Origin of the sequence: Candidatus Avedoeria danica (assembly GCA_016703025.1) — a bacterium.
In the GTDB taxonomy this organism is placed as follows: Bacteria; Chloroflexota; Anaerolineae; order Epilineales; family Epilineaceae; genus Avedoeria; species Avedoeria danica.
In genome coordinates this window covers 1938523-1960206 of the sequence record JADJCV010000004.1, presented here as the reverse complement: position 1 = coordinate 1960206, position 21684 = coordinate 1938523, and the positions used below count along the sequence as shown (strand labels likewise).

Here is a 21684-nt window from a genome sequence, read left to right as displayed (position 1 = left end):
GGTTCGGTCGCGGCCCCAAGCTGCCGGCCCGTCGCCAAATCGTCCCAACTTCCCCGGGCCCCCGTCGACCGACCGCCCCCGATCCGCTATCCTTGGACCCGTGCGCCGGCGCGCCGCGTCCATGCCGCACGCCTACGTCCCCCGTACGCCTTCACGGAGTCACCCGATGGCCAGCCTGCCCCGCCGCGTCATGCACCGCCTGCCCCACCGCCCGCTCCTCCTCGCCGCGTCCGCCGCGCTGGCAACCGTCGCAGCGCTCGCGCCCCGACCCGCGCTGGCCCTCGACCACTGCGGCCAGGTGACGACGAACCAGACGTGGAGCAGCGCCGACAACCCGCACGACATCTGCGCCGAGGGCGTGTCCATCCGCAACAGCACGCTCCGCGTCCTGCCCGGAGCGCTCGTGCGCTTCCACGAAGGCGCGAACCTCGTCATCGAGTCCGGGGCAGGGATGGTGGCCGTCGGCGACGCGCAGAACGCCCCGATCCGGTTCCTGGCGCTCCCGCGGACGCCCACCCGCGGCTACTGGGGGCAGATCCGCTTCGACAGCGGCGCGATCACGAGCACGATCGAAGCGGCGTTCGTCTCCTACGGCGGACGGGACGGCAAGCCGATGGTCGAGGTTCGCTCGCCGGCGGCCGAGATCTTCAACGTCACGTTCATCCAGTCGGCCGACGTCCCGCTCCAGTTCTCGGCCGATGCGCTCGGCCCGAGCACGTTCCGCGCCGGCTCGAACACCGTGCGCACCCAGCGGTGCCCGCTCATCGCGTTCAGCGATGTCGGGAAGAACGCGATCAGCGTGGACGCGACGGCCGACGTCGACGTCGCGGTCGATGCCACGTGGGCCAACTTCTGCACGCCGTACCTCGTAAACGGAACGGTGACCGTCGCCGGCCCGATCGACATCGCCCCGACGCTCACGCTGAGCCAGGGCACGCAGCTCAAGTTCGACGCGGCCGGCGGCATCGTCACCGGGCTCAGCGCCGACCTGCCCGGCCACCTCGTGACGTCGGGACAGGTGGACGTCCTCGAGCACGTCCTCATCACCGGTCAGGTCGAGGAGCCGGGCAGCTGGGGCGGCATCCATCTCTCGGAGTTCAGCACGATCGACAACAGCCTGATCAACACGGACGTGAAGTACGGTGGCCGCAACGGCGTGCCGATGATCCGCGTCCGCGACATCCACGCCTACGCGCTCGACCTCACGATGCGCCACGCGAAGGCCTACCCCCTCGAGCTGCCCTCGACGGCTGTCGACAGCTTTCTCGGCAGCATGGTCGCGCCCAAGAACGTTCAGCCGCCGATCAAGGACAACGGGATCGACCGGGCGCTCGTGTTGGCCAAGGACATCCCGCTCGACGTCCCGCGCAGCGCCATCTGGGGGGACATCGAGGCGCCATACGAGATCGACGGCGACGTGATGGTGGCGTCCGTCGACGGCAAGGACGGCACGCCGGCCTCCCTCCGCATCCTTCCGGGCGCCCACCTCCTCTTCGCCGACGGCGCCGCGCTCCGGATCGGGGATCCCTCGGGCCCGCGCGCGCGCTTCGCCGCCGGCCCGGTGCCCGTGCCGCCGAGCGCTTCGCGCGCCGCCCTGGCCGCCGCGGTGACGGACGCCGTCCTCGCGCCCGAAGACGCCGCCGCCTCGCAGGGCGGCGAGACGATCCTCGGGGCGCTGAGCGGCACGCCCGGGGCATGGAAGGGCATCGTGTTTGCCGATACGACCGTCGAAGCGCAGCTGGAGAGCGTGCGGATCGAGAACGGCGGCCAGGACGGTGCGATGGTCCAGTGGGGCACGGTCCGCGGCTCGATTCTCAAGTCGACGTTCGCCGGCTCCGCCGGCTACCCGATCTCGCTGCCCCTCACGCACATCGACGTCATCGCCGGCATCGACCAGAAGGTGGCCGCGAACCGCAGCCGCTTCGAGAACAACGCCGTCAACCGGGTGCTCGTGCGCTCCGCGGGCGAGCTCACGCAGCGCCAGATCACGCTGGCCAGCCCCGGCACCGGCATCGAGTTCGACGGTGACGTCCTGTTCGCCGGCGGCGTCACACCGTTGGTGGACGTGGAGGCCGGACTGGACCTCTACCTGCGCCCCGGCAAGGTCTTCAAGCTGGGCGACGGTGTGATCCGGGCGAACGTCCGCCTGAACGACGCACGATCGAACAACCGCGTCGCGTTCCTGCCGGCCGAGCCGGGCAAGCCGCACGGTGGCGTCCAGATCGGCGCCGGATCGAGCCTGCGCGAGGCCGAGGATTCCACGGTGGCCATCGACATCTCCGGCGCCGGCGCGGGTGACGCGTTCCTCGCCGTCGACGGTGCGCTCGATGTCTCCGGCTTGGTCCTCACCGGCGACGCCCAGTCGACGGGCGCGACCGGCCTGCTCGTCCGCGACGGCGGTGAGGCGGCCGTCGCCGGACCGAGGCTCTCCAAGCTGGCCGTCGGCGCCCGGGTGCTCAAGGGCGGACGGCTCGTCCTCCAGAAAGGTTGGATCACGGAGTGCAGCCAATGGGGCGTCCAGAACGAGGACAGCGCCCGGTGCACGACGGCCGCCCTCATCTGGTGGGGCGACGAAGCCGGCCCGCTCGACGCCTCGGAGGCCGAGGACGGCTGCATGAACGCGGCCAACGAGTCGGCCGGCACCAAGGTCACCGACGATGTCGACTGGGAAGGCTTCGCGATCGACACGGACCTGACGCCGTTCGGCGGCGTGCGCGGCGAGAAGACGGCTTACCTGCCGTACGGGGTCCGCAGCGTGCGGTGACGCGGCGACGACGGGGCGGGCGCTACGCTCCGGCCTGCACGGTCCTTGACCGCCGCCGACTCCGCCACACCAGGACGATGATCCCGAACATCACCGCCCCGATCCCGATGACGATCGGCACGAACACCGCGATCAAGCTCGTGAAGAGCGCCGCGATGTCCTCGACCGTGCTGACGATCGGGTTGCCGATGCCGCCCGTCGTCGCGGTCACGACGGGGCGCGCGGTCGCCTTGGCCCCGTGCGCGGCGCCGGCGACGACGAGGCCGAGGACGAGGGCGACGGTCGGGCTGAGGTAGGTGACCGTGCCCGTCGTCGCCGCGAACAGAATCGCGCCGGCGGCCGGACGGATGACGGTGCCGATGACGTCGTTCGCGTGGTCGACGACCGGGATCTTGTCGGCCAGGGTCTCGATCAGGACGAGGACGGACAGTGTCCCGATCGCCCACCAGTTCGTCAGCCCGTCGAACGGCGCGGAAAGGCGCACGATGCCGGGCGCGAACCGCCCGACGACGCCGACGATGAGCAGCGGGATATAGGCGTTCAGGCCGGCCGATGCCGACAGGCCGAACGCGCTGAGGAGCGTGGCGATGCTGGTGAAGTCCATGGGTGAGCCTCCGTCTGGATGCACCTACGCTGTTCGCACCGCACGGTTGCGCCCCACCCCGCGCCGCGCCGACGCCGCAGCCTCAACCCAGCATCGCCGCGCAGTGCGGACAGGACTCGATGCCCTCGTGCAGCTGGGACTGGAAGTAGCGCCGGTTGCATCGGGGACAGCGTGGGCGGCCGAGCACGTAGTGGAACACGCCGATCAGCAACAGGATGCCGACGAACCATCGCAACGACTCCGAATCCTGGCCGGCGCCATGCGAGCGTTCCACTTGGGTGAAGACGTAGCCGACGGCGATGACTGCTTCGATGATGAGGAGCCATCGTCTCCTCCGTTTTCGGCGGGAGAGCAAACCGGGCCGGTGCGGTCGTCGGACGTCGTCGTCGCTCACCACATCCGCTCCCGCCGCGCGCGGTGCGGCATCCGCTCGGTCATTGGTCCTGTCGCAGGCGAACGCGGCATGCGGGACACGCGAGCAGACGCCAGTACGCGACACCGACAGGCGACAGCCAGCTAAGTCCCTCCCGCTGACGGGCCGCCGCAGTGAGGGTCACGCCGCAGCGCGGGCAGCGTGCGACGAGCCGATGGGACAAGAAAATGGCGGCGAGCGCTGCGATGAACACGACGCTGCCGTGGTCCGTTCGTCCCGTGGCCAGCCGGAGGATCACCCCGGTTGCGACGACGCCGATCGTGAGCGCCGTTGCGGCGACCTGTCGCCGATGGTGGATCGCCGCGAAGCGCTCGTCCTCCGACTCGGGGCGCGGCGTGGGTGCGTCTCCCTCGCCCTCGGCGCCGGCATCGACGACCGTGACGACCTTGCGCTCCGGCCGCGACGCGCGCTCGTACAGGTAGGCGGCGATCATGACCACGACGGGCAGGACGAAGAGGATCCGGGCCAGCGCCGGTGCGTACGGCTGGATGGAGTCCGCCATCGACGTTGCGATCACGCGGCCGAAGGCGTTGAGGCCGACGGACGAGCGAGGATGGAACAAGCGCTTGTCGTCGAACGCCGGATCGAGCATGGCGGCGCCGATCCAGCATCCGACGAACAGCAACCAGATCCAGATCGCCCCCGCACCGCCGGGACGGGACCGGCGGTCCTCCGCGGCGTAGTACGCCGTCGTCGACGCGCCGCTGGCGGACTCCGCCGACGATCTCGCTCGCGCGGATCGGCGCGCCCCGTGGCGCCGCGTGCGCCCGCGGCTGTGCGTCACCGCACCCGCTCCAACCGCGCGAAGCTCTGCATGAGCTTCTTCACCCCCGCCCCCACAAACGCCACCGTCACCTCTTCATCCCCGTCCCGCTGCGTCGCCGTGACGACGACGCCCTCGCCGAAGGTCGGGTGCATCACCTTGTCGCCCGGGCGGAACGTCGCGGCGCCGGCGGATGCTCCAGCGGCCGTGCCGCCTGCGCCGTGCCCCGACGTCGTGCTTGCGCCGCCGACGCTGCGACCTCCATAGCCCGCGCTCGGCGCACCGCCCCCGCCCCCGCGCCCCCGGTCCCCCCACTGCGTCGCACGACTGTGCACCGGTGTCCCACGAATGCCCGTTGCCGGCGCCGGCGCCTCGGCCATCACCTCGACGGGCAGGTCGAGCAGGAAGCGGGACGGCTCGCGGAGGTCCGTCGTGCCGTAGACCGTGCGGCGGTGGGCGCGGACCAGGATGAGCGTCCGTTCGGCGCGCGTCACACCCACGTAGAACAGGCGGCGCTCCTCGGCCAGGCCGTCCGGGTCGTCGGCCGAGCGGCTGTGCGGGATCGAGCCTTCCTCGAGGCCGGTGATGATGACCGTCGGGTACTCGAGGCCCTTGGCCGCGTGGAGCGTGAGGAGCGTCACGCGATCGGCCGATGCCTTGGCATCGAGCGCATCGACGTCCGCGACGAGGGCGACGCTCTCGAGGAGCGCGGCCAGACCCTCGCGCGGCGGCATGGCCTCGAAGTCGACGGCCACGTTGCGCAGCTCGACGACGTTTTCCCAGCGCTCCTCACCCTCGTCCGTGCCGTCGCGGACGTGCTTGGCGTAGCCGGTGTTGTCCAGGATCGCCCCGAGCAGCGCCGTCACGTCCAGCTGCTCGCGGGCGGTGATCAGGCGGGCGAGGAGGTCGTGGAAGCTGCCGAGCGCCTTGAGGGTGCGTGCGTCGACCGTCACGGCGGCCGCGGCGGGCGAGACCTCGGCCAGCTCGTCGGCGGCGATCAGCTGGAGCGCGGGCCAGAGCGGCACGCCGCACGCGCCGGCCGCCGCGTGCAGCGTGGCCATCGCTTTGTCGCCGATGCCGCGGGTGGGCACGTTGATCACGCGCTGGAGGGCGACCTCGTCGAGCGGGTTGTGGACGAGACGCAGGTAGGCCAGCACGTCGCGGATCTCACGCCGGTCGTAGAAGCGCGTGCCGCCCACCAGCTGGTAGGGGATCCGCTTGCGCACGAGCGCGTCCTCGATCGTCCGTGACTGGGCGTTTGTCCGATACATCACCGCCATCTCGCCGAACTTGCCGCCCGAGCGGACGTGCTTCTCGATCTGGTGGACGACGAACGCCGCCTCCTCGCTCTCGTCGTATGCCTCGAAAAGCTGGATACCCTGGCCGTGGCCGCGCTCCGTCCAAAGCGCCTTCGGCGTCCGGTGGGCGTTGCGGTCGATGATCGCCCGCGCGGCATCCAGGATCGTCTGCGTCGAGCGGTAGTTCTGTTCCAGGATGACGGTCGTCGGCGACGGGAAGTCGCGCCGGAAGCGCTCGATGTTCCGGTAGTCGGCGCCCCGCCAGCGGTAGATGCTCTGGTCCTCGTCGCCGACGACGAACAGGTTGTGCGGCGCGTCGGGCACCTCGGCCGCGGCGAGCGCCTTCACGAGCGCGTACTGCGCCGTGTTCGTGTCCTGGAACTCGTCGACGAGGACGTGACGGTAGCGGGCGCGGTACTTGTCGCGCACGGCCGCGTTCTGCCGCAGCAGCTCGGCGGTCTCGAGGAGGAGGTCGTCGAAGTCGACGGCGTTGCTGTTCCGCAGGAGCTGCTGGTAGCGCGTGTACACCCGGCCGGCGATCTCGTGCCAGTACGTGGCCGGCGTGTAGGCTTCCGGTCGGACGAGCTCGTTCTTGGCGTTCGAGATCGCCCCGAGGATCGCGCTCGGGCGGAACTGCTTGGGGTCGAGGTTCATCTCGTCCAGGGCGCGCTTGACGAGCCGCTCCTGGTCGTCCGAGTCGTAGATGACGAAGTTGCCGTCAAAGGCGAGCGTCTCGGCCTCGATCCGCAGGATCCGGGCGCAGATCGCGTGGAACGTGCCGATCGTCACCTGCCCGAGCGCCGCCGGACCCACCAGCCGCTCCAGGCGCAGGCGCATCTCGCGGGCCGCCTTGTTCGTGAACGTCACCGCCATGATCTGCCACGGCGGCACGCCGAACACCTCGATCAGCCAGGCCACACGGTGGGTCAGGACGCGGGTCTTGCCCGAGCCCGGTCCGGCCAGGACGAGCACCGGCCCCTCGTCGGCGGAAACGGCGTCCATCTGCGCCGTGTTCAGACCCTCGAGCAGCCGCTCGGCCGCGCGCGAGCGCTCCGCGCCGGCTCCCGCGTCGGCGGCGGCGGCGGCGAAGAACGGATCGTCGAAGGCGTCGGCCGGGGGGTGGTTGGGGTCGGACATGGGCGGGCATTGTATCACCAGGTCCGCCGCCGTCGGGCCGGCACGCCGGCGCCGCGCAGTCGCCGGCGGACCGCCATCCTTGACCCCGTCAGAGGGCGGGTGATATCCTTCGCAGGTTCCCCGGTCTGGGTCGGGCCGCATTGCGGCCGGCCGGTGGAGCGCCGATCGGCGGGAGGTCCGCCGAGGGCAACACGGCCGTCGGTGTCCGCCCCAGACTCGTGTGGCGCCGGCGGAGGTCGAAGGATCGGAACCACGATGAGCGAACAAGAGACGGACACGCCGCCGACGGATGAACCGGCCGTCGAGGCCGCGAGCGAAGTGATCGAGGCGGCCGTCGAAGCCGAAGCGGTCGTTGCGGATGCGGTCGTTGCGGATGAGGTTGAGGCCGTAGCCGAAGAGGATGCCGCCGCCGAGGCCGCCATTGTGGCCGTCGACGACGTCGTCGCTGACGTCGAGACCGTCTCCGCCGGCGAACCTGCGGCCGAGAGCGCAGCGGCGGCCGAACCGGCCGGCGAGGCGCCCGCACCTGCCAAGGCCAAAGCCAAGGGCGGCGACAAGCCTGCCGACCCGGCCGCAGGCCGCGGTCGGCCGCGGCGGCAGCTGGCCGAGCTTGTCGTGGGCGAGAAGCTCAAGGGCAAGGTCGTCGGGCTCTCCAAGTTCGGCGCGTTCGTGGACATCGGCGCCACGACGGACGGGCTCGTGCACCTGACCGAGCTGCCCGGCAAGCGCGTCCGCACCGCCGAGGAGGCCGTGTCGTCCGGCGACAGCGTCGAAGTCTTCGTCAAAGACGTCGATCTCGAAAAGGGCCGGATCTCGCTCTCCATGCGGCCGGCGGTCGGCCGCCCGATGAACGGCTTGGCGGTCGGCGATGTCGTGACGGGCCACGTGACGACGATCACGAAGTACGGCGCGTTCATCGACATCGGCAGCGACACCGAGGGTCTCGTTCACATCTCCGAGATGTCGAGCGGCTTCGTGAGCCGCCCGGAGGACATCGTGCAGGCGGGCGCCGAAGTCGAGGTCCGGATCAAGGAGCTCGATGTCGAGCGCAAGCGGATCAGCCTTTCCATGGTCGGCCTGGCCGGCGACGCCGCAGCCGCGGCCGAAGCCGAGCAGCGCGCCTCGGGCGGTGGCGACTTCGGTGGCGGCGGCGGTTACGGTGGTGGCGGCGGCGGTGGCCGCGATCGAGGCCGCAGTCGCGACCGCGACCGCGAGCCAGAGGTCTACGTCCCCGAGGAGCCGGCGGAGCGCATGCCCACCGTCGTCGAGCTGGCGCTGCGCCGCGCGATGGGCGAGGACGTGGACGGCGACGGCGGCGAGCGCGGCAAGGGCCGCGGCGACAAGGGCAAGAAGGCCGCGGCCCGCGAGATGTCCGACGTCTACGCCAAGATGCTCGCCGACTACCGGGAGAGCAAGGGCGAGAGCTGACGCCCCCGGTTCACCCTCGCCTGACGGCCGGGCACGACGTTGCCCGCCCCCGCGTTCAGGGCCGCGTCGCGTCCCCCCACGGAAAGTAGCGCTTGTCGACCGGCGGCTGCCACATGTCGTTCGCGCCGTTCGGGGTGTACGGCGCCAGCAGCGTGCCGTACATCGGCGCGTCCGGCACGCCGATCCCCGGGTAGATCGAGCTGTCCCTGAGCCCGACCTCGCTGTGCTCGCTGACGACCACCACGACCGGTTGGTCGCTGTCGATGCGCGCCGACCCGGCGCTGCGGCTCGGCATGAACGACGCGAGTGTCGGGGCGAAGAGATGCGCGCCGCCCGGAGGCACGGTTGTCCGGCAGCCCGGACACAGCGGTAACCGTGCGCCCGTTTCGTCGGCAACGGTCAGCGTCACGTCAGCAGCGACGGCTGCCGTATTGTGCACGACGGCTGCCGTCGTGAACTGGCCGTTCTGGTACCGGTTGCGCATGACCGGCAGGAGCACAAGCCGTTCGGCGTCTGCCGCGGTGAGCGTGGTGTACGCCCCTTCGTACCGGTTCCCAAGGGAGCGGAACGCGTCGACGACCGCCGCCGCCACCGGGCCGTCGGCCGTAAGCGTCAGGGCTGCGGCGCAACCGACCATCAACCCGTCGGCGCGCGGGTCGAAGGTGGCCATCGCGTGCGGCGCGATCGTCCGTTGGGCGTTCGTCCATGTGCGCCCGCCGCACGGCGCGGCCAGGCCGTCGTAACGGGCAGTTACGTGCACGGCGGTGTCCGACGGGTTCGCCACCCAGACGGTGGTCAGCGATGTCTGCCCGCGGTCGTCGCTCCATCGGACGAGCGGCGCGTAGAGCGTCGACGAGAGGCCGGCACTCGCCACGCCTTCGAAAGCGGCCGCCGAATGCCCGCCCAGCCCGTCGATGATGCCGACGGCGCCGAGCGCGGTGCTCGAGCGCAGCCGCGCCCAGCCGACGAAGCCGAGCGGAACGGCGGCCGTCTGGTGGAGTGGGAGGATCCGCGCTTCACGGGCCGTGAAAACGTAACGGGTCTGAAGGGCCACGGCGCCGTTCCGGTCGTACAGCGTGAGGTCGATGTCGGCCGCTTCGTCCCCGTCGATCATCACGGCCAGTCCGACGTTGTCGCCCGTCCCGCGCTTGATGTAGTACGGCACGATCACCTCGGTGGCCGGTCGGACGGCCCGATAGACGGACGCGGCTGGGCGCCCCGACGACGGCCACTCCGTGTGCACGAGCGCGGCGAAGGGTTGCTCGACCGAAGCGGCGCTTGCGATCGACGCGCCACAGGCAGGGCGGGGGATGTACCCCCCGCTCGGGTTCCACAGGTTGCGGCTCAATGCGCCCAGAGGTGAGATCGGGACCCAGCTTGAAGTGATTTGGCTTGGAGGACGACTGCAATTGTTGAAGGTAATGAGCGCCGCGGCGCTCTGCTCGCGGTCGAGATTCGCGACCTGAATGCTCGTCGAAGCGCCGCCTTCGATCCGTTCCAGCGGCGCGGACCGGGCGCGCGGCGGCGACGTGGCGGTGCCTGCGAGGGCGAGCACGGCGGCCAGCGCAGCGGCGGCAGCGGTGACTCGTCGGCGGGCGCGGCGGTGGAAGCGGTCTTGGCGATCTGCAGGGGATGAGGTGCGCATCGATGGGTCCTGTTGGCGATGGGTGCGATCGATCGCACGGGCGGCGACGCAGCGTCGTCGGCAGGCATGACAGCGTGGGCCGACGTGCGGCGACATCGGGTCGCTGCCGCGCACCGTGGCCGAGGCTGTGGCCGTGGCGACGCTTCTGGCCTGCACATCTTGGCCGTCGCCGTTTCCGCTCCCCCGTTGTTACAACCCTGCAGCCCGCCGCGGCGAACGCCGTTCGCCGGCCGGCGCCCATCGCACACGACCACGGAGGACCCATGAACCGCCGCCGCACTGCCCGACTCCCCGTCCGCCGCCCGTGGCGCCGCACCCTGTCGATCGCCGCCGCCCTTCTCGTCGGCGCCGTGCTCTCCGCCACGCCCGCCGCCGCGCAGCCCGGCACCGTTCCGCCTGCGCCCGGCACGACGGCCCTCACCTACAGCCTGAGCGCGACATGGCAGGACGTGTCGTACAGCGGGCCGGCGGAGACCGGGCCGGACGCCCTCTTCTTCGCGCCGATCGACATCAGCGCCGCGCCCGACGGCCGGATCTACGTGCTGGACATGGCGAACCTGCGGCCAGACCCGGCGAACGGCGGCGAGCCCTCGAGCAAGGTCATCCACGTGCTCTGGCCGAACGGCGCGCCGCCGACGCGGATCCAGCTGACCACGCCGAACCGCAACCCGATCCGGCTCGACGCCGCGCCGGACGGCGGCGTGGCGGTGCTGGCGCAGCTGAACGCCGGCAACAACGCCGCCGTGCTGCGCTACGATGCCGCCGGCCAACTGGCGCGCGAGTTCCCGGTCTCGGACAACGCCCGCGATGTCGCCGTCGCGCCGGACGGCCGGATCGTCGTCGCCGACGCGAGGCGGCTGCGCTGGTACGGCGCGGACGGCAGGGAGACGGGCGTCGTCGACCCGAGCATCGCCCTGCCGACGCCGTCCGCGCCGCCCGGCGGGATCTGGACGGCCCAGCTCGTGAACATCGACGTCGGCGCCGACGGGCGGGTCTACATCCACCAGGTGGCCGAGTGTACCTGCGACGTGACGCCCGACCCCCGGCCGACGGCCACGCCGACGCCGACGCCGACCCCGCGGCCGCGGCTGGCCGCGCCCGGCGCCGTCGCCGGCCGGCAGATGCGAACCGGCGGCGCAACCCGAGCACTCGGCGCGGCGGATGGAATGGGCGCTGTCGGTGCGCCGGATGGAACAGGCGCCGCCGGAACGCTCGGCGTCGCGGCGAGCGCCGTCGTCGACCGCCGCCACGAAGTGCTCGTCCTCGCGCCCGACGGCGGTGCGGTGCGAGTGGGTCGGCCGGGCGCCTGGATCATGGACGTGGCCGCCGGGGCGTCCGAGGGCTACGTCAGCACGGTGGAGAGCACGTACCGGCCGGTCTTCGCGGTCAGCACGTTCCGGCCCGGCGCGCTGCCCGTGGCCGCCATCCCGCTCCAGCGCTCGCTCGGGCCCGACGCGTTCGCCGCCGTCGAGGCCGCGATGCCCGTTCGGCTTGCGGTGAGCTACGGCGGTCGGATCCTGGCTGCGTGGCCGGGCACCGACCACTTCTATCACGGCGCGGCCGACCTCGGCCGTCCGTCCACGACCCCGATGACCTCGCCATGGCCGGACGATCGCCCGCGCCCCGTCGCGCTGGGCGTGAACGGCGAGCCGCTGCCGTTCGGGCCGCGCCGGCCGGCGGCAGTGAGCGTGTCGGGCGGCGAGATCGTGGTGTACGAGGCGCCGTACTGGGCGTACAACGACGAGAGCGGCGTTCGGGCGGCCGTCGACGCCCGGCGCGCCGTCGGCGGCCTGCAGCGGTACACGCCGGATGGCCGGTTCGTCGACAGCTGGGCGCACTACGGTTCGCACGCCCACGTCCGCGGCCAGCTGGACTGGTCGCAGTACGGGGTGCCGGTCGACATCGGCGGCTCGGACGACGCCGTCTACACGATCACGCCCGGCGCCGTGTGGCGCCGCGTGGACCGACTGGCACCGGAATGGGTGATCCGGTTGAACGACGCCCAACTCGTCGCCGGCGACGCCGACGCGGACCACTTGGCCGTCCTGGATGCCGCGGACGGCTCCGTCCGCGTCTTCGCGTCCGACGGATCGGCGACGGCGCACTGGCCGATCAACGGCCCCGGCCTGCCGCCCTGCGCCCCGGCGGACATCGCCCTGTCCGGCGCGCGCGTGTTCCTGGCGGATCAAGGTCGGAACCGGATCCTCGTCCGGGATCTGGACGGCGCGCCGGTGGGCGAGTTCGGCACGCACGACGGGCCGCTGCGGATCGACGCGACGCCCGACGGCGACATCGTGGTCCTCGGGCGCGGCGGCTGGGGCTTGCGCTACAGCGCGGCCGGGGCGCTGCTGGCGGCGTGGCGGATGCCGGGCGCGACGGCGGTCAAGCCGACGCTGGGCAACGACATCGCGGCCGACGCCGACGGGCGGGTGTACGTGACGTGGCTGGGCGCGGCGCGGCCGACGGCGGACGACCGCAGCCGGCGGGGCGATCGGATCGGGCAGGCGGGCGTCTGGGTGTTCGAGCCGACGGTGGTCGACCGTGCGCCGGCCGAGCCGGACGTCCGGGCGTGCCTGGTGCAGGTGGACAAGAAGGCCGCGCCGGAGGCGGTGCGCCTGGGCGAGGCGATCGTGGTCCGGCTGGAGGTGACGGCCGACTGCCCGAAGGAGCCGCTGCCGCAGCAGATCATGATCGTCCTTGACACGTCGTGGTCCATGAACGACGGCTACCAGAGTTGGACCGAGCCGCCGAGCGCCTTGGACCGGGCGCGCACGATCGTGCTGCCGCTCCTGGCGTCCCTCAGCCCGGATGTCGTCGACGTCGGCCTCGTGACGTTCGGTGACGGGGCGGCGCTGGAGACCGTGCTGTCGGACGATCTGCCGGACATGCGCTCGCGGATCGTGCGCGCCGTGGCGGATGGCGACACGCGGATGGGGGCCGGGATCGACCTGGCGCGCCAGGAGCTGCTCGGGCCGCGGCGGGCGGCGGACGCACGGCCGAGCATCCTGATCGTCTCCGACGGCGTGTTCAAGGACGATCCGGCGCCGGCGATTGCGGCGGCGCACGCGGCGGGGATCGACGTCTACGCCCTCGTGATGTCGACGCCCGAGTTCACGCCGGACTACCGCCAATCGCTTCTCACGTTGTTGGGCGACCCGAACCGCCTCTTCGTCGACCCGTCCGTCGACACGGCGCACGACCTGATCGACGCGCTGCGCGTCTACCGCGACGAGACGCGGCAGTTCGAGTCGCTCACCGTCACGGACGAGGTGCCGGCCAACCTGCGCTACGTGCCGGACTCGGCGGCCCCGCCGGCCGTGTGGGACGACACGGCGCGCACGCTCACGTGGCAGCTCGGCCCGCAGCCGCCGGGGGCGCCCGTGACGCTGTCGTTCCGTGCCGTGCCGCTCGAGGTGGGCGAGCACCCGACGAACGTGAAGGCGGACGTGACGTGGTTGGACGCGCGCGGTGCGTCCGGGCGGCTGGCGTTCCCGGTGCCCCGGGTGCGCGTGACGCCGGGCCGGATCTACCTGCCGTTCGCCGTCCGCCAGCAGTGCACGGCCTGGAGCCGCCCGCTGGATCTGGTGCTGGTCCACGACATCTCGAGCTCGATGGCCGAACCGTCCGCCGACGGCGCCCGCACCAAGCTCGCGGTGGCGGCCGAAGCGGCGCTGATCTTCCTCGAGCGGATGAACCCGGCGCGCGACCGGATCGGCGTCGTGACGTTCGATGCGGAGGCCAGCGTCGCTGCGCCGCTGTCCAACGACCGCCGAACGGCCGTGGCGGCGCTGGCGTCCATGCGCCCGGGCTACGGCACGCGGATCGACCGCGGGCTGAAGGCGGCGATCGACATGGTCACGGGCGATCCGCGGGGGCTGGCGCTGCCGGTGATCGTCCTGCTGTCCGATGGCCTGCAGAACGGATCGGCCGATCCGGTGCGGGCGCTGCTGCCGGAGCTGCGGGACACGGGGGCTCGGGTGTTCGTCGTGGGCTACGGCGGCACGGGCGGCGCGGGCGGCGGTGCCGGCGGCAGTGCCGAGGCGGAAGCGCTGCTGCGGGAGATCGCGAGCGCGCCGACGGACTATCGGTTTGCGCCGGCCGTGGAGGACTTGCGGGCGGTGTATGATGGCGTGGGGAGAACGCTGCTGTGTCCGTGATCCGGAGTGCCGCCATCGTCCTGGCCGCCGCACCCGTCCTGGCCATCGCCCTTGCCGGCGGCCGTGCGGCGGCGCAAACCGCACCGCCGCCGACCGCCGAGCCCGCGCCGGGTACGACGGCGTTGACGTACCGGCTTGCGGGCGACTGGTTCGACGTGCCGTACGGCGGATCCATGGCGCGGGTCCGCCAGCCCCGCGATCTCTCGTCGGGCGTGGACGGCACGGTGTTCGTCCTGGACGCGGCAGTGCGCAACCCGGCAACGGGGGACTCCAGCCAACGCCGGCAGGTGCTGCACGTCATCGCACCGGACGGAACGTTGCGCCGCGTCGTGGACCTCGCTCCCATGGGCATCACCGCCCAGCGGATCGACGCGACGTGGGATGGTGAGCTGGCCGTCCTCGGACTGGGGCCCGGCCGCTTGACGGACACCAACCGGGTGCTCCTCCTCGAGCCGGACGGCCGGTTGCGCGGCAGCTGGGACTTCCCGGGCCACGACGGCAACGACGTGGCTTCGCTCCCCGATGGCCGGATCGTGGTGGCGAGCGAAGGGGACGTCGTCGTGATCGATCCGGCCGGCCGGACGACCCATCGGATCCCGTTGGCCGGCCTGGGCATCGATCCGCCCGAGCATGGCTACGAGTACTACATCACCCGGCTCGATGCGGCGGGCGATGGTCGGATCACCGCGCTGGTGTTTGCGACCCGGTCGTGCCCGCCGCGGTCGCTGCCGCCCTCCACGCCCGCCACACCCCGCCCGACGGCCACGCCGCGACCGTCTGTCGCGGAGTCGGCGCGACGGTCGGTCGAACCGGATCGACCGGCCGTCGCCGCGCAGTCCGAACTGCCGTGCAGCGAGCACGTTGCGGTGACGCTGAACATCACGCAGAGCACCACCCTGGCGCTCGAAGGCATCGTGCGGCTGGACGGCGGCCACGACGACCTCGCCGTTCGCGACGGCGCGGTGTTCGTGTCGGAACGTCGGCAGGACGCCGACATGCTGAGCGTCGGCGCGTTGCCGGGCAACGGTCCCGACGTGCGCTACGTGCCGGCCGCCCACCTGCCCGGCGCCGGCCGGCGATCCGGCGTCGTGAGCGGCGTTTCGATCGACGTGGCGCCGGATGGCGCCATCCTGGCGGCGTGGCAGGGCAACGACCCGTTCACGCTCGGTCCGGTGCGCCTCGGCGTCCCCGGGACGGTGGACGCGACGCCGACCGGCCTGGCGTACGGCGACGTGCCGGCGCTGACCGGTCCGGTGCGGCCGCGCGCCGTCACGTCGGGACCGGACGGCCTCTCCATCCTCGACGGTGCGTACACCATCGGCAGCGCGGCGGCGCCGTCCGCCCGCAACGTCGACGTCAATCGCCAGCACAACGCGATCCAGCGCTGGTCGCACGACGGGCGGCTGGTCGGCCACTGGACCCACCACGGGTTCGGGACGTGGAGCCTCGGGACGTCCCAGCCCGACCGCGGTGCACCGGAGGACATCGCGGCGGTCGGCGACCGGGTGTACACCGCCACGCCGGGCGGCGTCTGGCTGCGGACGGGCATCGTCGAGCCCGCCTGGTTCAGCGGCGTGCCCGGCGTGCGCCTGATCGCCGTCGACGCGGATGCAGCGGCCGTCGCGGCGTTCGATGCCGTCGGTTCACGCGTCGTCGTCTGGACGGCCGATGGCCTTCCGGTCGCGGACTGGCCGGTGACGTCGGACGGGCGGGCGGTGGCGGCGTCCGATCTCACGGTCGGCGGCGGCCGCGTCTACATCGCCGACACCGGCCGCAACCGCGTCCTCGTCCGTTCGCTCGCCGGGGACGACCTGGGCGAGTGGCGCGCGCACGACGGACCGCAGCGCCTGGACATGACCGTCGACGGCGACATCGTGATCCTCGGGCGGGGCGGGTGGGGCCTGCGCTACACGACGGACGGCGCGTTGCGCGCGGCGTGGCGGATGCCGGGCGCGTCCGGCGCCAAGCGGGCAGAGGGCACGGACATCACCGCCGGGCCGGACGGCAGCATCTACGTGACCTACAGCCGCGTGAAGGTCGGATCGCTCGTCGGCCGGGCGCAGGACGTCATCGAAGCGGCCGGCATCTGGCGGTTCGAGATGTCCGTGCCGCCACCCGGGAAACTGCCGCCCTCGACCGATCCGCAATCCTGCCTGGTCGATGTCGACAAGACCGCTTCGCCGGGGCGCGTGCCGCTTGGGTCACCGGTGTCGGTCGTGCTCACCGTCCAAGGCGAGTGTCCGAAGGTGCCGGTGCCCGAACAGATCGTGTTCGTCGTGGACACGTCGTGGTCGATGAACGACGGCTACCAGTACGCGACGGTGCCGCCGGGCGCCCTGGAGCGCGCTCGGCGGGCCCTGGTGCCGCTCCTGGGGGCGCTCGACCCGTCCGTCGTGGACGTCGGCCTGGTGACGTTCGGGGACGGTGCCGCCTTGCAGGTGGTGCTGTCGGACGACCTGGCCGACATGCGCAGCCGGATCCTGCGCGTGCAGGCGGACGGCGACACGCGGATGGGCGCCGGCGTCGACCTGGCGCACGCCGAGCTGAACGGCCCGCGCCGCGCGGCGGACGCGCGACGGGCGATCGTCGTCGTCAGCGACGGGGTGTTCAAGGACGACCCGCGGCCCAGTATCGCGGCGGCCCGGGCGGACGGCATCGACGTGCATGCGCTGATCGTGACGACGCCGGAGTTCACGGCCGCCGTGCGCGCCAACCTCGTGGCGATGTTGGGCGCGGATCACCTGCACCTCGATCCGTCGCCGGAGAGGGCCGGGGCCGTGATCGACGGCGTTGGGGCGTGGCAGGTCGAAGCCGATCCGTTCGACACGCTCAAAGTGCGCGATGTGGTGCCGGCGAACATGCGCTTCGTGGCGGGCAGCGCCGTGCCGCCGGCCGCATGGGACGCGGCGACGCGCACGCTCACCTGGTCGCTCCATTGGACGCTGGCGCCGCGACCGACCGGTACGCGCTTCACGCTGACGTACGACGTCGTGCCCGAGGAAGGCGGCACGTGGCCGACGAACGTCGAGGCCGAGGTGGTGTGGCGCGACGTGCGGGGGGGCACGGGGAGGCTGCGCTTCCCGGTACCGCGGGTGGAAGTGGTCACGACCCGACGGGTCTACCTGCCGTTCGCCAGCCGCCAGCACTGCACCGCCTGGAGTCGCCCGATCGACCTCGTGCTCGTCCATGACGTCTCGAGCTCGATGGCCGAACCGGCCGCCGACGGCGTGCGCACCAAGCTGGAGGTCGCGGCCGAGGCGGCGCACGTGCTCCTGGGGCGAATGACCGCGGGGCGCGACCGGATCGCCGTCGTGGCGTTCGATGCCGAGCCCACCGTCGTCGCGCCGCTGTCCGGCGACCGCGGGGCGGCCGAGGCCGCGCTGGCGGCTCTGCGCCCCGGCCACGGCACGCGCATCGACCGCGGGCTGCAGGCGGCGATCGACGTCGTGAAGGGCGATCCGCGCGCGCTGGCACTGCCGGTGATCGTCCTGTTGTCCGACGGCCTGCAGAACGGGCCGGCCGATCCGGTGCGCGCCGTGCTGCCCGCGCTGCGCGGCACGGGCGCCCGCGTGTTCGTCGTCGGGTACGGCGCCCAGGTGGACGAAGGGCTGCTGCGCGAGATCGCGTCCGAGCCCTCCGACTACCGGTTCGCGCCGGCGGTGGAGGACCTGCGAGCGGTATATGAGGAGGTGGGGCGGACGTTGTTGTGCCCGTAAGGGCGGGACGGCGCGGGGCGGACTGGACTGGACTGAATTGGATTGGATTGGATTGGAGGGTTCGCCTCAATGGAACCGGGGTCCGCGATGGATTGTCATATGGTCCGTCCGTCGCACACATCGCGGCCGATCGCCGGAGGTGCGTGATGTCCCCGATTCCCACATCCCCCGCTTCGCCGTCGAACGACCGCACCCGCCGGATCATCGACGCCGACCGCACGAGGCACACGGCGCGCGTGCGCTGCCTTGTCCATGCGGTTGTGCTGGCCGTGCTCGCGTCGTCGATGCGGGCCGGCGGCGCCGACGCCCAGGGCGCGTCACCCTATCGCGTCTATCTGCCCTCGCTCGTCCGCGCGGAGCCCACGTCGGCGGGGTGCCGCATCGCCATCGAGGAGGGCTTCGAGAGCGAGGCTTGGCAGACGGACGGGGGGGACGTGAAGCGGGTGAGAGGCGGCGCGTTCGCGGGGGCGTACGCGCTGCAGATGAACGTGGCCGACAGACCGTTCGGAATCATCGTCCGTTCTCCTCGCTTCCCGTGGGCGGCGGGGAAGACCGTCACCGCCGTGCACGTGTCGGCCGCATGGCGCGGATCCAATTGGAATCCACTTTACGCACGCTTCGGCGACTACTTCACGGCCGAAATCTTCGGTGAGACCGCCCTCCCCTATATGACGTTTTTGAACTTCGACAGCTACCAGGCCAACCGGGGATGGGCGGTGCAGGAACACCACGTGACCGACCCGCGCGAGCTGGCGTACGCCCAGTTTGGCACGGGCGAGGTCCGGATCCGGGTCACGGAGGACTCCGTCGAGCGGACGACGTGGTCGTTGGATGAGGTGATGGTCACGGTTTGTACGGAGTGACGGAGCCACCGTTGTTCGGACATCCGCGCTACTTCGGCACGAAACCACGCCCCTTGGATCCGCCTACGCTCCGCCCCCCACAAACGCCGCCAAGTCCGCCTTCAACCCCCCAAGCGCCGACTCCAACACGTACATCATGTGCCCCGCCTCAAAATACCCCATCCGGACGTTCCCCCGCAGATGCGGCTCCAAACCCAGGTGGTCGAACGTGTGCCGGGTGGCGAAGTAAGGCGTTGCCAGGTCGTGGTAGCCATTGGCGACGTACACCCGTAGGTGCGGGTTCTTCGTCATCGCCGCGCGCAGGTCGCCGGCGACGCTGAGGAAGCGGTTCTCGGCGGTGTCGAACTTCCAGGGATGGACCTTGTCCGTGAGGATCTCGTACGGCACGTCGCTCTCGTAGCCGAGCTCGCGGCGGACGTAGTCGTTCAGCGTGGCGGTGTAGGGGCCGAGGATCGCGGCGTAGCTCGGGTCATGCTCGAAGGCCTCGCCGGCGGCGTCCGTGTCGTGGCCGGTGTAGCGGCTGTCCAGACGGCCGACGGTCATCCGCCGGCTGCGCAGGAGCTCCTTGCAGAAGCGGCCGATCCGCAGGCGCAGGTTCGCGCTGCGGACGTAGTCCGCGCCGAGGCCGGTGTAGCGCGCCAATCGCTTGGCGATGTCGTCCGCCGTCGCCGCGTCCAGCCGGTCGCCCTTTAGGAGCGCCGTCGCATAGTCGCCGATCGCGAACGCCTCGACCTCGTCCAGGACGTCGCGCAGCGGCTTGGCCTGGAGATCCTTCGGCAGCGCGCGGTGGTAGTGGGCCGTGGCGGTGTACGTCGGGACGTAGAGGATGTATGGCAGGTCGTGGCCGGGGACGAAGTAGGCCGTGCTGAAGTCGAGGATGCTGCTGATCAGCATGAGACCGCTGAGGTAGAAGCCGTGGCGGTCCTGGAGGTGCGCCGCGAGGGCCGCGGCCCGCGTCGTGCCGTAGCTCTCGCCGGCGAGGTACGTCGGCGATCCCCAGCGGCCGTTGCGGGTGGCATAGAGGCGGATGAACTCGGCCATCCACTTCACGTCTTCGCTCACGCCGTGAAAGAGCTTGGCGTCCTCGCCCTCGGCCGCGCGACTGAAGCCCGTCGAAACCGGGTCGATGAACACGACGTCGCTCACGTCGAGGATGCTGTAGCCGTTGTCCTGCAGCGCGTACGGCGGCGGCGGGAGCGTCGCGTCGTCCGGCATGCTGATCCGTCGCGGCCCGAACAGCCCCAGGTGCAGCCACACGGACGACGAGCCCGGCCCGCCGTTGAACGCATACGTGATCGGGCGCGACGCTGCGTCGGCGCCACCGTCGCGTGTGTAGGCCACGAAGAAGACGGTCGCCTTGGCATCCTTGCCGTCGTCGCGCAAGGTCATCGTCCCGGCGCGGGCGGTGTAGGCGACGCTCTTACCGCCGATCATCACGCTGTGCTGCGAGACCTTGTGGCCGTCCTCGTCCCGCGGCGGCTTGTCGTCATCCCCGCCGCCCCCACCCGCACCCTTGGCCGCCTTCGCCGCCGCGCCCGCGTCGCCGCCGCTCTGGACGATGACGACGGCCCCGGTGCCTTTGAGGATCTGGACGTCTTTGTCTTTGGGGGAGGGGGTGGCCATCGTGGGCTCCTTGCGTGGGTGGTGCGGGCGATGTTTGCGGTATGCGACGATGCGTCGTTAGACGTCGACCTCCCACACCATGTGACCCGCATCGTACTGCCGCCCGAACCGGTTCGCCATGAAGTCCGCATACGCCACGTCCTCCTGCCGCACGAACCCGCTCGCCGGCAGCCGTCCCTCGCGGTGCAGGTCGAGGACGGCGCACAGGCCGCTGGCCGTCGTCAGCTGGATCGCGCCCCACCGCCGCCCCAGCACGTCGCCCGCGTAGATCTTGCGCGCGATCGTCTCCTGCGCCAGCTCGCCCCGCCGCCGGCCGACCACGCTGACCGTGACGACGACGACGTCCTGGTACGTGTGCGGGACGCTCGTCTCGAGAATCCGCTTGAACGTCGCCCGGTCCTCGTTCAAGCCGAGGTCGTTCATCAGGAGCGCCACGATGTCGCGGTGGCCGGGGTAGCGGATCGTCTTGTAGTCCAGGTCCTGCACCCGACCGGTCAGCGTCTCGCACAGCGTCCCGAGCCCGCCCGACGTGTTGAACGCCTCGTACTCCACGCCGTCCAGGCTGAAGCGCTCGTAGCCCTCCAGGGGCTTCAGCTCGACGGTCGCGCCGCCGACGATCGCCTCGCACGGGTTGCCGTACTCGTTGATCAGGCCGTCCGTGCTCCACGTCAGGTTGTACTTCAGCCGGTTGTTCGGGTAGATCGGCAACGCCCCCACCCGCAGCTTCACGCTCTTCAGGCTCTCGAAGTCCCGCGTCAGGTGGCCGGCGACGATGCTGATGAAGCCCGGCGCCAGCCCGCACTGTGGGATGAACGCCGTGGCCGCCCCGTCCGCCAGACGGCGCACCGCCTGCGTGACCTTCACGTCCTCGGTCAGGTCGAGGTAGTGCGCGCCCGCCCGTGAAGCCGCCTCGGCGATCCCGACGTTCGCGAAGTACGGCGCACAGCTGACGACGTACGCCTGCCCGGCCACGACCTGCGCCAGTACGTCCGGCTGACCGAAGTCCGCCGCCACGGCCCGCGCGTTGGGCACGACGGCGTCGTCCGCCCCGCGGATGGCCGCCTCGGCCGCGCGCGGGCTGACGTCGACGGCGGACACGGCGTAGTCGCCGCTGGCGGCCAGCAGCTGCGTGACGAGCGTGCCGATGCGGCCGGTGCCGAGGACGACGACGGGGGTGGGGGAAGGGGTGGGGGTGGACATGTGCTTGGGGCTCCAATCTGGGTCGGCGGCCAAAGGGCCTCTTCCCCCGACCC

General features: G+C 71.8%; 12 protein-coding genes. 5 read left to right on the top strand and 7 right to left on the bottom strand.

The genetic code is table 11. The features are described 5' to 3' along the window. Positions 1-166 precede the first annotated feature (166 nt). Positions 167-2764 carry a hypothetical protein gene (locus tag IPG72_11065; protein MBK6769523.1) on the top strand — a complete coding sequence of 866 codons (2598 nt, stop codon included), beginning with the start codon at positions 167-169 and terminating at the stop codon, positions 2762-2764. A gap of 22 nt (positions 2765-2786) precedes the next feature. On the opposite strand, the gene IPG72_11060 is transcribed toward IPG72_11065, so the two are convergent. The 4 genes from IPG72_11060 to IPG72_11045 form a co-directional block, all read right to left on the bottom strand. After that, a complete protein-coding gene (locus tag IPG72_11060; GenBank protein MBK6769522.1) occupies positions 2787-3368 on the bottom strand; it encodes a DUF4126 domain-containing protein in 582 nt (193 codons plus the stop codon). Between the two features lie 82 nt (positions 3369-3450). After that, complete coding sequence (locus tag IPG72_11055) at positions 3451-3762, bottom strand: hypothetical protein (protein ID MBK6769521.1); 312 nt, start codon at positions 3760-3762, stop codon at positions 3451-3453. A gap of 40 nt (positions 3763-3802) precedes the next feature. Beyond that, positions 3803-4585, bottom strand: a complete 783-nt coding sequence (locus IPG72_11050) for a hypothetical protein (GenBank protein ID MBK6769520.1) — start codon at positions 4583-4585, stop codon at positions 3803-3805. Further along, entirely contained in the window at positions 4582-6864 is a 2283-nt protein-coding gene (locus IPG72_11045) for a UvrD-helicase domain-containing protein (protein MBK6769519.1), read from the bottom strand. Before IPG72_11045 ends, IPG72_11050 begins: the two co-directional genes overlap by 4 nt. 390 nt (positions 6865-7254) lie before the next feature. Here IPG72_11045 and IPG72_11040 point away from each other — a divergent pair, with 390 nt between their 5' ends. Further along, entirely contained in the window at positions 7255-8427 is a 1173-nt protein-coding gene (locus IPG72_11040) for a S1 RNA-binding domain-containing protein (GenBank protein MBK6769518.1), read from the top strand. 55 nt (positions 8428-8482) lie between these two features. Here IPG72_11040 and IPG72_11035 read toward each other — a convergent pair whose 3' ends face one another. Further along, positions 8483-10072: a hypothetical protein gene (locus tag IPG72_11035; GenBank protein MBK6769517.1), complete on the bottom strand. Its 1590-nt coding sequence runs from the start codon at positions 10070-10072 to the stop codon at positions 8483-8485. A gap of 263 nt (positions 10073-10335) precedes the next feature. Here IPG72_11035 and IPG72_11030 point away from each other — a divergent pair, with 263 nt between their 5' ends. The 3 genes from IPG72_11030 (at position 10336) to IPG72_11020 (ending at position 18808) form a co-directional block, all read left to right on the top strand. Next, positions 10336-14229 carry a VWA domain-containing protein gene (locus tag IPG72_11030; GenBank protein ID MBK6769516.1) on the top strand — a complete coding sequence of 1298 codons (3894 nt, stop codon included), beginning with the start codon at positions 10336-10338 and terminating at the stop codon, positions 14227-14229. Beyond that, entirely contained in the window at positions 14226-17945 is a 3720-nt protein-coding gene (locus IPG72_11025; GenBank protein MBK6769515.1) for a VWA domain-containing protein, read from the top strand. The genes IPG72_11030 and IPG72_11025 overlap by 4 nt, the downstream gene beginning before the upstream one ends. 146 nt (positions 17946-18091) lie before the next feature. Next, the gene (locus IPG72_11020; GenBank protein MBK6769514.1) at positions 18092-18808 is read left to right on the top strand and encodes a hypothetical protein; all 717 of its coding nucleotides are present in this window, start codon (positions 18092-18094) and stop codon (positions 18806-18808) included. Positions 18809-18871: 63 nt separating this feature from the next. Here the strand turns inward: IPG72_11020 and IPG72_11015 are convergent, their stop codons facing one another. Together IPG72_11015 and IPG72_11010 are read right to left on the bottom strand one after the other, a co-directional pair. Next, positions 18872-20242 (bottom strand): peptidase S10, encoded by a 1371-nt coding sequence (locus tag IPG72_11015; GenBank protein ID MBK6769513.1) that lies wholly within the window; start codon positions 20240-20242, stop codon positions 18872-18874. A gap of 246 nt (positions 20243-20488) precedes the next feature. Continuing rightward, a complete protein-coding gene (locus tag IPG72_11010) occupies positions 20489-21631 on the bottom strand; it encodes a saccharopine dehydrogenase NADP-binding domain-containing protein (protein ID MBK6769512.1) in 1143 nt (380 codons plus the stop codon). Positions 21632-21684 lie beyond the last annotated feature (53 nt).